General features: G+C 70.9%; 5 protein-coding genes. 2 read left to right on the top strand and 3 right to left on the bottom strand.

Annotated features, from left to right (window positions below):
* Positions 1 to 314: 314 nt before the first annotated feature.
* Positions 315 to 875 carry a Rieske (2Fe-2S) protein gene (locus ND747_RS06095; protein ID WP_251732476.1) on the bottom strand — a complete coding sequence of 187 codons (561 nt, stop codon included), beginning with the start codon at positions 873 to 875 and terminating at the stop codon, positions 315 to 317.
* Positions 876 to 1,096: 221 nt separating this feature from the next.
* On the opposite strand from ND747_RS06095, the gene ND747_RS06090 reads away from it, so the two are divergent.
* On the top strand, positions 1,097 to 2,245 hold the full coding sequence (locus ND747_RS06090; RefSeq protein ID WP_251732475.1) for a DUF2889 domain-containing protein: 1,149 nt from the start codon (positions 1,097 to 1,099) through the stop codon (positions 2,243 to 2,245).
* 530 nt (positions 2,246 to 2,775) lie between these two features.
* A complete protein-coding gene (locus ND747_RS06085; RefSeq protein WP_251732474.1) occupies positions 2,776 to 3,726 on the top strand; it encodes a LysR family transcriptional regulator in 951 nt (316 codons plus the stop codon).
* Positions 3,727 to 3,739: 13 nt separating this feature from the next.
* Here the strand turns inward: ND747_RS06085 and ND747_RS06080 are convergent, their stop codons facing one another.
* Both ND747_RS06080 and ND747_RS06075 read right to left on the bottom strand, forming a co-directional pair.
* Entirely contained in the window at positions 3,740 to 5,941 is a 2,202-nt protein-coding gene (locus tag ND747_RS06080; RefSeq protein WP_251732473.1) for a beta-ketoacyl synthase, read from the bottom strand.
* Positions 5,928 to 12,290: a type I polyketide synthase gene (locus ND747_RS06075; protein ID WP_251732472.1), complete on the bottom strand. Its 6,363-nt coding sequence runs from the start codon at positions 12,288 to 12,290 to the stop codon at positions 5,928 to 5,930. The genes ND747_RS06080 and ND747_RS06075 overlap by 14 nt, the downstream gene beginning before the upstream one ends.
* Positions 12,291 to 12,306 lie beyond the last annotated feature (16 nt).

The raw sequence follows: 12,306 nt of genomic DNA, 5'->3' as shown, positions 1-12,306 counted from the left end.
CGGGTGACACCGGGCCGCGCACACGGCTGGGCCGTCTTGCCCGGTCGCAGGCCGGTCTCCTGGCCCTGGCGCTCGCCCTGACGCCTGGCGGTGGGATCTGGGCGGTGGTGGCCCTGCACGGCGCCGGTCATCCAGGTGCGGGACAGTCCGGTCACGCCTGCCGAGGACGTCCGCGAGTTCGAGGTTCAGGCGCCATGGTCGATCCGGGTGTGTGATCCTACCTTGCCGGCCGCCGCGGGGAGTCGTCAACAGCGTTGATTATCTTTGGGACTCCGCCGCGAGCGGTCGACTGTCGGATCAGGTGCTGGCGAAAGTCAGCTGTTGAGGACGATGTTCGCACCGTCCACGGACACGTTCGCCGCGGGCAGTGCGGTCTGGGCCGGACCGGCCTGCGGCGATCCGTCGGTGATGCTGAAGTCGCTGCCGTGACACGGGCACTTGATGAGCCCGTTCGCGACCGTGTTCACCTGGCAGCCGCGGTGCGTGCAGGTGCTGCTGAACGCCTTGTACGTGCCGGCGGTCGGCTGGGTGACCACCACCTTCTGCGCCGCGAAGATGGTGCCGCCGCCGACCGGGACCGAGCTGGCGGCGCCGAGCACCGTGCCGCCGCTGCCGGCACCGCCCGAGGCGCCGGCGCTCGCGGACGCACTCGGCTGCGTGCTCGCCGCCGCCGACGCGGACGCGGTGGAGCCCGACGACGCCGCGTCGTCGGAGCTGCCCGAACTGCCACAGCCCGCGACGAGTACCGCGCCGGAGGCGGTCGCGACGATCGCCGCGGACGAGAGCACCCCGCGCCGCGTCGCGGGACCGCGCGTGGCTGTGCCGCCGCGCCGGTCGTCGCGCGCGTGCTGGGCGAGGTCGTCGAGAGTGGTCATGGTCGCTCCTTACGGGTGGCCGGCCAGGGTCGATTCGCTCACCGGGTGACACGGGGGCGCGCGCAGACCGGTTCAGCCCGGATCGCGGCATTTTCCGGCCACAGTGTCCACACAGGACACACAGCTGCGTCATAGGTCAGCGACACAGCGCAGAGGAAGGCCAGTGCGGACAGTAACAGTCCGCGGACGAGAACCACCGATCTCCACGCCGGACGTACCCGGTGGACCTGCCCGTCCCGTCCGACCAGGGCGATCATGGCGCCGCCCGGGCAGGTCGGAGTACCGTCGAAATGGTGCATCCTCGGCATGGCGTCCATGATCCGAGCGTCGGCACACCGCCACGGCGCCCCGGCTCGGTGCGGCGCACCCTCGCCGTCGAGACCCGATATTCCACCGGACTCGTCGGCGCGCTGCAGGTCCACGGCTCCGGGCGAGACCTGGTGACCCATCCGGACGGCACGGTCACCACCCGCGCCGAGGGGGCGCTCGACATCGACATCGACGCGTTCGGCAGCCGAGTCGTGACAGCGATCCGCAGCACCCCGCCGCGCCCGGAGCTCGCCAGGTTGGTCGGCACCCCACTGGGCCGCGGGTTCCGCTCCCGGCTCCGCGAGGTCGCACCGGATCCGGCGGGCCTGGACCCCATCCTCGCCGCGCTGCTCGACGACGTCCCGATCGCCGTGCTGGTCAGCGGGACGATCCTGCTGCACGCCGCGCGCACGGCCGCTCCGGGCACCGCTGGGACGTCTGCCGCCACCGGGGCGACGCTGGCACTTCCCGCCGAGGCGACCTCGGCGTCAGCGCTGGCCAGGGGGGCCGACCAGTGCGCCGGATGGCGCCGCGGCGCGACGATCATGATCGAACTCGAAACGACGGGTCGTCCCCCCGCTCCGACCGGACCGCCCGCGCCCTCCCTGGCCTCCCCCGACGATCCGCTGGCCTGGCAGGTCGGCGCCCTCGACCCGCTGCCGCCCCACAGCTCCCGGCGCCTACGTCGCATCGACCTGATCCCTGCCGAAGCCACCGGCCCGGCCGCTGAGCTCACTGTCGACGTCCTGTTCCGGGACAGCTTCCAGCCCGACGGCGAACCGGAGACGGTCGTGCACGAGTACGAGGTGCACGGCGCGACGGACCGCCAGGACACCCGGTTCACCCGCCTCGCCGCGACGCCACGGGTACTGCCGTGGCTCGAATGCCCCGAGGCGGTCCCCAGCGCCGCCTGGCTGGTCGGCCAGCCCGCCGCCGACGCCCGCACGACCGTGCGCCGCGCCTTCGTCGGCCCGCCGACCTGCACCCACCTCAACGACACCCTGCGCCACCTGGCCGACCTCCCGGCGCTGGCGGCGTTGCTCGACCGCCGCCCCGGGTAATCCAGGCAGGGTGCATCGAAGCCAGCCAATCGACCTGCGGACAGAAGCGGGGCCCAGCCGGTTGAAAGCTCGGCAACGACCGACGTGAGGGTCGAAAAGACCGCGTTCCGCCGATCACCTGGACCGCCGGCGCGCGTCGCCTTCCCAGGTCACAACAGCACCCCGCGACCACTACCGAGAATCAGCGGATGTGATCTTTTTCGGGCCCACCAGAACTTCGACCCGTGGTCACCCATAGTTCAGCACCAACCAATAGTATTTTTCGTGCACCACCTGGCGTCACAACGACCCATCGTGATTTCAGCTCGCCGAAACTCGACCAGAGTATTCTGGACGTATTTCCAGTAATTGGCCGGCACCGAGAGGCGCAGATCGATCCGGCGCCAGCGAACCGTGATCTACGGCGGGTGCCCGTGGGCCGGGTCGGCCAGCGGCCCGATGTCCGGGCAGGGCGCCGACTCGGCGGCACCCGCCCACCTGCTCCATCCACCACAGGGCCGATTCCCGACAGCCTGCTGACAAGTGAGATCATGATGGAGATCAAGCACATCAGATCATTCCTCGCCGTGGCCGAGGAACTGCACTTCAGTCGCGCCGCCAAACGTGTTCACATCACCCAGCCGACACTCAGTCAGCACATACAGATCTTAGAGCGAGATCTCGCGGTCCAGCTTGTCAACCGCACGTCGAGAAAAGTCGAGCTGACCCCGAGCGGTGAAGCCTTCCTGATGAATGCCCGCAACGCCCTGGCCGAATTCGAGCAGGCCTGCGCGAACGCTCGGCTGGCAGCTTCCGGGCACATCGGATCCATCAAGGTCGGGTACAGCGTCGTGGCCAGCCGGACGGTACTTCCGGGTGCGGTCAGTGCCTTCCAGCGGGAATCGCCGCGCGTTCATGTCCATCTGCAGCAGCTACGCACAGGTCCGCAGTTGGCTGCCCTTGAGGCCGGCGAACTCGATATGGCGATCACCTCCGGAAAACCGTCTGCGTCGGACCTCTCGGCCCGGTGGCTGCACCCGATCCAGGTACAGGTGGTCGTCGTGCCGTCCGACCGGCTCGCGGGCCGCAGCGTGGTGCGTTTCAGCGACCTCGCGGGCCGTCCCTGCATCCTTTTCGAACGTGCGCAGAGCCCGATGATGTACGACGCCATCGCGAGTGCTGCAATGCAGGCCGGAGTCGATCTGAACGTCTTCGACCTCGTATCCGACCCCTGGCATGCCAATGCACTGGTGGCCTCGCGCTCGATGGTGGCTTTCACCACCGGCGTGGAACGAGAACGCCGTCAGGCACGCCCACCGGCGAGCGGCCCCATGACATACATCCCGTTGGTCGAGCCAACTCCTCTACTGGCCCTGCACGTACTGTGGCGGAAATCCCACGAGACCCCGTTGCTCGGCCGTTTCATCAACGCCCTCGGCGCGGCCGCGACTGCCATGAAGAAACCCGGCGGGACCGCTGCCGCGACCCCGCCGGGAGGTTGAACGGCGCATTCTCTCACCAGTCGGGAGCGCCTGCATCGCGCAGTTCGATGCACATCCGATCGATCCGGTAGATACGCATCTTCGGCTTCCAGACGTTCCCCTCCGCCATGACCCGCACCCGGCCCGGCCGGCGTTCGACGCCGACGATGTGGACCTCGAAGATCATCGGACTGTCGGACCGAAGAAACTGACCACGGTATTTCCACCGCAGGGTGGCGCCGACCGGAACGACGAACTCGGGACGTTCGAGCTCCCGGTCGAGTCCGGCGTCCAGTGCCCATTCCTGGACTGCCTGGAGCAACGTCTCGACTCCGAACGACCCGGGGATCACCGGGTCGAGGCGGAAATGCTGATCGAAATACCAGGCGTTCGGATCGACAGGCTGCTCCCAGCGCAGATAGCCCAGGCCGGCGTTCCCGCCGTGGTCAACGACGTCGAACTCGTCGACCAGCGCGAGCTGTCCCACCGAGCAGGCAGTCCCTCCCGCGGCGGACCGGCGTGTGGCCACATCGACAGTCCGGAGCGCGGCGGTGTCGTTGAGCTCGAGCCACGTCGGCGCACACCGTCCGCCATCAAGGCCGACCTGGTTGTTCAGAGCCTCGTTGCTGAAGTACCCGAACAGCGATGTGCCCCGGTAGAAGGGCTCGCCGGCCAGCGAGCACTCGTAGGCGAACTCCTGCAGCAGTGCGCTCGGCGTGATCGACGTCGCGAGCACCGAGCTTTCCTGGCTGATGGTCTGGTCCCGGAGCTCGACCTCCCGCAGCAGTGTCGCCTGCCCCTCCAGATTCCGCAGCCGCAGTGGCTCCTCGCCCCCGCCGAGCAGCGTGCCGCCCAGGTACGGACCGATGAACGCCGCGGCCTGCAGCGAGGATTCCATGTGAACGCAGTTGGGCATCCCGGCGTTCGCGCTGTCCCGGTAGTACCAGGCGTCGGCCGGTGAGTCGTACTCGGTCCGCCAGCGCGATTCGCCACGGGTGTCACCCCGGCGACCGGTCAGGGACATGACGCGGTCGACCAGCAGCAGGTCACCGCTGGGCAGCCGGACTGACGGAACGTCGGAGAACCGGGCGAACTCCGGGCCCATCGCGATCGCCTGGTCTCCGTCCGCGATGTGGGCGATGTTGAATTCGCTGAGCAGCGCGCGCTCGCCGCGGCCGTTGAACCGGCCGAGGAACTCGGGCACGGTCCCGCCGACGCCAGGCCCCAGGGGCATGCCGGGTCTGGGTCTGGCCTGGATGGCGAGCCCACCGATCCGGCCGATGATCGCGCCGTGGCGGTCGTGGAACGTGACATCGGCCATCAGCCAGGGCAGCGGGACCAGCTCGACAGCGGCCACCTCGACGCGCACCGTGGCGGCGTTCGGCTCGGCCGACAGTGACAGGACGGACGCCGGCCAGCCGGCAGGAACTGCGCCGACGGGAAGCCCGCCGACGAGCTCACAGTCGGCGAAGCACAGATGGATGCCGAGATAGAGGCCCATGACCTCGACTGCCTGCCGAGCTGCGGCAAGGTGGTGCTCCGGGAGACCCGCCTCGGCTCCACCGGTGGCGCCGGCGCCTCCCCCGCCCCGGCGGCGTGCTTCGAGGACACCGCGACCGGCCGGCCCGCCACGATGGTCGAGCCGGTCGACCGCGGCCAGTTCCAGCGGCCGGCCCGCCCCGAGCGCCACCCGCCGATTGAGCCCTGGTTGGGCGTACGCGGATCCGAAGACGGCGGCGATCTCGCCGCGGGCGAGTGCCGCCAGATCCTGTTCGGCAAGGGCCCTGCGGGCCGACGATGCCAGAGGTTTGGGAGTGGAACGCCGCGACGGCCACGGGCGGGGTGCTGGTGGCGGACCCGGCCGTTCGACGAGCCGGTCGTCCCAGATCTCGTACGAGCGCCCGACGCTGGCCGCCACACCGCGGGGTACGGGTAGCGGCGTGGGCAGCAGGCCGGCACCGGCCGTCGCGGTGCGCTCCTTCGCCCACTGCCGTACCAGAACCCTCTGCAGCGCCTGCTGTGCGGCGAGGGCGTTGCCGTGCGCGTACGCCACGCCGCGATGGAGACGATCGGCGGCCCCTGCCGGGCCGGACGCCCGGTCGCCCGGCCCGTCCACAGCACCGCCGGTCGCGGCGGCCTCGGCGGAATCGGACCAGCCCAGTTCGTCGATCTCGACAACCAGGTTCTCGATGTCGGTGCCGACGGGCCTGTCCTGGCTCGGGTCAGACGTCGGCATGGCTTCCTCCCGGTGTGCCGGACAGCGTCCAGCTGCGCGCCCCGGCCCGGAACTTCTCGTCCAGACCGGGCGAGGTGACCAGCGCGACGCCCGTCAGTCGCTGCAGGACGCGGCCGGAGACCGAGTGCGCTTCGGCGTCCACGCGCATCCGGTTCGGGTCCGACCCGACCTTCCACGCCCGGACGGTGAAGGCCTCGCCGAGCGGGAGCGGCTCCCACAGCTCCACGTGGTCGATACCGAGCGGCAGCCACCCGACCGTCCCGGATTCGGCGGCGAGCACGAGCGCCACCTGCAACAGCAGGTCGGTGGGCACGGCCCGGTACCGGTGACCACCGTAGCCGGGCCGCTCGACGGCCGGGTGGGGCAGCTCGCAGCGGACCAGCAGCTCGTCCGAACCGCGGCGCAGGACCGAGCGGATTCCCTGTAGCACCGGGCCGTGAAACAGGATGCCCCCTTCGTAGACCTGCGTCCCGTCCTCCGGCGCCACCGGGCTGTCTCCTGCTGGCCTCCGGTGCTCACCCGGCGGCGCGGAGCGATGTCCCGCGAGAGGGGTGAGCGTGAGGGTCGCGCGGTAGCGTGCGGCGCCGGGCGGCGCGTCCCGGGCCGGGCGACCATCGGCGATCCTGGCGGTGACGACCAGCTCGTCCCCCCGTTCGGACCGGGTGGTCAGCCGGACATGGTGGGGCTGCTCGCCGTCCGTGTCGAAGGTGATCCCGCGCAGCACCTCGAACGCCTCGGTCGAGGTCACCTGCCGGCCCGGGTGGGCCGCCTCGGCCACCGCGATCATCCAGCCGAGGGCGTGGACCGCCGGTAGCACGATCGTGGCGCCGATCCGGTGTGCCCGCAGGACGTCGTCAGCCGAAAGGTCTGCGATGTCGCGGCAGGCGACATGGTCCGCCCCGGCCGTGGCCGGCGGGTTGCCGGTCAGGGGCAGCGCCGGCGCGAGCAGGATGCTGGCGCTGTCTCGGTGCGCGGTCATCTCGGCGACGAAGGCGGCGGCGGCGGCGTCGGCGTCCAGGAGCTGCACGCCCCGCGACTCGAACAGGGTCCGCAGGTCGGCGGTCACCATTCCGCCGTCCCACGCACCCCAGGCGATCGCCACGACGCGCGGGTGCGGACCGTCCGAGGTCGCGCAGACCGGGACGGGCCAGCGGCTCAGTGCCTCGTTCGCGACGGCGTAGTCCGACTGGCCGCTGTTGCCGAAGACCCCGGCCACCGAGCAGAACAGCGCGACCTGTCGCAGCGGCGCGTTGGTGATCGCCCCGAGCACACCGGCCAGGCCGACCAGCTTGGGGCCGAACACGGTGCGCAGATCGTCACCCCGCTTGCGGGTGAGCAGGCTGTCAGCCAGGGCTCCGGCGCCGTGCACCAGCACCGTGATCCGGTCCCGGTCAGCCTTGAGCGTCTGGGCGACCGCGTCCGGGTCGCTGATGTCGACGCTGAGGTAGCGGGCTCGGGCCCCGACGGACGTCACCGCCTGCAGCGTCCTGACGATGTCCCGCCGCGCTCGTACCTGCGCCGTTGCGGTCGCCACGGCCCGTGGATGCGGCGTGACCCCCTCGCGCGCCTGGTCGGCGACTATCGCGCGGGCCAGGTCCACGTCGTCGACTCCCGCGCACCATGCGGGCTCCGGGTCCGTGATGTCGGTCCGTCCGACCAGGATGAACTCGGCCGAGACCGCCTCAGCCAACGCGATGACACAGCGGGCGGTGATACCTCGACCGCCACCGGTGACGAGAACGACGTCGTCGGGGCGAATGGTCAGGTCAGGTTCTTCGCCCCCGGCAGCTCGGAGGTCGCGGGTCTCCGCGGCAGGAACCGGAATGATCGTGCACCGGTTTCCCGCGGAGTCGAGCCCGACCGCAGGCGGTGCGACGGCCGCGTCGCACAGCTCCGCCAGGACCTTGCGGCCAAGATGTTCGGCCGGCAGATCGGGATGGATGTCCAGGGCCCGGGCGAACAGGTCGGGCGTCTCGGCGGTGATCGTCCTGGTCAGGCCAGCCAGGCCGCCAAGCAGCCGGCTCGCCGCCTCGGTTTTCACCGCGATGTTCTGTTCGCCGACGTCATGCGCGCCGACGTCATGCGCGCCGACGTCATGCGCGCCCAGGCGTCCATCAATGCGGGTCAGCGTGACGAAGGCGGCCCGGTGGCCGGCGACGGCGTTCGCCAGGTGCATGGTGGCGTGCTTTGCCACGAGCACCGTTTCGGCGAGGCGCCGGATGTTGTGACCGACGTCGTCCGAAGCTCCCGCGCACACCACACAGGCGTCGAGCCCGGGCCACGCGGCGAAGAAGTCGGCCAGTCGTCGTTCCAGGCCAGCGTCGTCCCAGTCCACGCCGATCCAGTCCACGCCGATCCAGCCTGCAGCGGGCTCATCGTCGAATGCCAGTTCCGCGACGGTCCAGCCCGCGGCGGTGAGGTGATCTGCCAGGGCTCGGGCGTCGGCGGTGCCCGGCCCCAGCCGGACGATCGCCGCCACCGGTTCGCTCGGGAACGGTGCCGGCGCCTGGTCGACCGGGGGCAGATCCACCACGGTGAGGCGATGGCGCGGGATGGTGGTGAGCGCGCCGCCGCTGACGGTACTGGCGACGTCGGCAGTGCTCTCGGCGTTCTCCCCGTCGGCGGACGGTGCTCCCTCGGCCGTGGCCGGCGCGCGGGCGGTCAGATGACCGACGAGCTGCTCGATGGTCCGCAGCTCCGCCAACGTCTCCGGCCCCGGCGACGGCAACAGCGGATACCGCTCACGCAGGAGACCGACGATCTGCACCCGCTTGATCGAATCAACCCCCAGATCCGCCTCCAGATCCATCCCCGGATCAATCATCTCCACCGTGTAGCCCGTGCGGTCGGCCACCATCTCGACCACCGCCGCCCGTACCGAATCCCCGCCCGCCCCGGCTCCCACAGCGGGGTCCTGGTCCGGCAGCGGCGATGCGCTCCCACTGGTGACCGGCGCGGGCTCGGCGGCCCTGACAGCGGCCGGGTCGCTGACCGGCGACGGCAAGATCGGCGGATCCGGCACGACGGCCGGCGACGGCACCGCCCGCGGCTCGTCCACCCGAGCCACGGCTGCGGCGACGCCGCCGGCCGGGGCGCTGTCCAGATCGGACAGACCGGCGTGGGCAAGCCGAGCCAGGACACTGTTGGCCAGGGAGTGTGCGTCGCTGATCGCCTCGCTGACCGCCGCGATGCTCCCAACAAGGCCCGGGCGTCGCTCGACATCCGGTTCGCGCAGGGCGGTCAGCAGCTCGTCGGCGATCCTGAGCTGACCGTCGAGGTAGCGCGTGTGCAGGTCGGTGTGCCGGTTCAGGATGTCGGTGAACCGCGTGACGGGGTCGCCGGCATCCAGCTCGGCCGCCGCATCCCAGTCGTTTCGATGGGCACAGGCTTCGTTGCTCTGTGTCGACACGGTGATGGGCTCGGCGGGCTCGGCGGGCTCGACGGGCTCGACGGGCGCGCGCAGAGTTGGGTCCGCGAGCGCCGGCGCCGGCGGTATGGTCGCCAGGCGGTAGTCGGCCACGATCGCGTCGGCATAGGCCTGGCGACGGGTGGGTGGTATGTACTCGGCGCCGGTCAGGGTCACCGTCCCGGCGGCCGATGACGTGCCCGGGCCGGCGGATCCACCCGCGGCGGACGTGCTGGCGGAGGCGAACGGCAGGCGCAGGGGAAGGCCGAGGACGACCAGCTGGGCGATGGCGCGGTGGAAGGCGACGTCGCTGTCGCCGAGTGGCCCCGCGTCCACGGCGACGGTGACCACATCCTCGGCGACCGTCCGCCGGGCAAGCTGGGTGAGCACCTGCTTCGGTCCGAACTCCACGAGGATGTTGCAGCCGGACTCCTCGGTGATGGCGCGCAGCCCATCGACGAAGTCGACCGGACTGCGCAGCTGGTTCACGAGCAGGTCCCGGTTCGTGGCCGGGTCCGGCCCGTAGCTACGGCCGCTGATGTTGGCATGGACGGGAGCATCGGGCGTCCGCAGGTCGACGTCCGCGATCCTCGTCCGGAACTCGTCCACCGCATGGGCAACCAGCGCTGTGTGGAATGCGGCGGACACCGGCAGTCGCCGGGCCCGGATCCCGGCGTCCTGGCAGGCAGCCACGACCGCGTCGACCTGCGCTGTCGGACCGCCGACGACAACCTGGTCAGGCGCGTTGTAGTTACAGATCGTCACCTCCGCCGCGGCGGCCACCAGGGGGCGGGCATCAGTGGCCGAGCACTGCAACGCAGCCATCGCTCCGGCGTCGTCGCTTCCGCGGCGCGGGGCCATCGCCTGCCCTCGCGCGCGGGCCAGCTGGAAGAAGTCGCCGTCACCAAGCACACCGGCCGCCCAGAGCGCGGTGAGCTCACCAAAGCTGTGCCCCAGGTAGGCCGCACAGGTCAGACCAAGATCGCGCAGAGCCCGGAACTGGCCGACGGACAGGGCTCCGATCGCGGGCTGGGTGAACTCGGTACGGCGTAGTGTCTCCTGCGCCTCGCCGGCGTCGTCCTCGCCGAAGCCGCGCGGCGGGAAGACGACCGGTCCCAGGCGCGTCCCGCTGCCCGCGAAGGCCTGCTCGGCGTCGTCAAACGCCCGCCTGACCTCGGGTTCGGTCAGGGCCAGTTCCAGCCCCATGTTGACGTACTGGCTGCCTTGGCCGGCGAAAAGCGCGCCCACCCGGGGCTGTGGCAGGGCCCGCGATCGGAAGTAGATCCCGGCCGGGGTGGACCAGGCGTCCGCGCCGGGCCGGGCCTCGATCAGGTCAGCAGCCTGTCCGCACAGCTCGGCCAGCTGATCGTCGCCGCTGATGACCAGGGCCAGCCGCGGGGCGTCTGCCCGCACCGGCCCGACGGACGCCGCCGCCACTCCCGACCGGACCGCCCGGGCCAGCGCATCGACGTCCTCGGCGTCCCAGAGATGAATCCGCGTGCGCCGGTGGAGGGCGACAGCCGGCGCCTCACCGTGTTCCTGCAGCACGATGTGGAAGTTGGTGCCGCCGAAGCCCATCGCGGACACACCGCCCCGGCGCCGCGGCCGGCCGGGATCGCGGATCCAGGGCCGGGCGGTGGTGTTGAGGTAGAGCGGGCCGTCGGCGAGCGCCGCGTTCGGGCTGTCGACGCCGATCGTCGGTGGCAGCACCTTGTGATGGAGCGCCAGCGCGGTCTTCATGAGGCTGGCCGCGCCGGCGGCACCCTTGGTGTGCCCGATCTGGGACTTCACGCTGCCGATGGCGGCATACCGGCGGTCGGCGGTGAACGTGTCGAGAACGGAGACGAGCGCACCGATCTCGGTGCGGTCACCCACCGCGGTGCCCGTCGCGTGCGCCTCGAACAGTTCCACCGAGGAGATGGGGAAACCGGCGTCCAGGTAGGCCCGCCGCAGCGCGAGCTGCTGCCCCTCGGCCCGGGGCGCGTAGATGCTCTTGGCCCGCCCGTCGCTGGACGCGCCGATCCCGCTGATCACAGCGTAGATCCGGTCGTGGTCGCGCTCGGCGTCGGCAAGGCGCTTGAGCGCCAGCAGTCCGATGCCCTCACCGAGCAGGGTGCCATCGGCGGACTGGTCGAACGGCCGGACCCGGTCGGAGTGGGCGAGCGCGCCGGTCTTGCTGAAGCACATGTATGTGAAGATCGAGTTCTCGGTGTCACAGCCACCGGTGATCATCATGTCGGCGCGCCCGTCGACCAGTTCGTTGACCGCCATCCGCACCGCGGACAGCGACGCGGCGCAGGCGGCGTCGACCGTGCAGTTCATCCCGCCGAGGTTGAACCGGTTGGCGATCCGCCCGGCGGTGACGTTGGCCAGCAGACCGGGGAAGCTGTTCTCCTCCCATGGCGCGAACGCGCTGGTGAAACGGTCGGCAATCTCCTCGGCGTCGGCCTCGGTCAGCCCGCAGCTGCGCACGACCTCGCGCAGCACCGGGGTTGACAGCCGCATCGCCAGCGGGTGCATCAGCCCGACGCAGCCGACGACCCCGAGGACAACGCCGGTGCGGGCGGGGTCGTACCACGGCGCGCCGATCGCACCCGCATCCAGCAGGACATCCCGGGCCACCAGCAGGCTCAGCGTCTGAAGGCTGCTGGTGACGCCGAGCAGGTTCGGCGGCAGCCCGAACTCGATGGGGCTGAACTCGATCTCGGGCAGGAATCCACCGCGCCGGGCATAGGATTTGTCCGGGACGGTGGGGTCCGGGTCGTAGTAGTCGTCGACCCGCCAGCGGTCGGGCGGGACCTCGGACGAGCAGTCGACGCCGTCGACGATGTTCTGCCAGTACTCGCCGCTGTTGCGGGCCCGAGGGAACAGCCCGGCCATTCCGACGATGGCGATCGGAGTGTTCTCCAGTCGGCGGTGGTCGAACGAGGAAGTCGAATCCATGATTTCCCTTTCTCGT

It is taken from the genome of Frankia sp. R82 (assembly GCF_023716925.1).
Classification (GTDB): domain Bacteria; phylum Actinomycetota; class Actinomycetes; order Frankiales; family Frankiaceae; genus Frankia.
The sequence above is the reverse complement of the archived record's forward strand: the minus strand, read 5'-3'. Positions and strand labels throughout refer to the sequence as shown.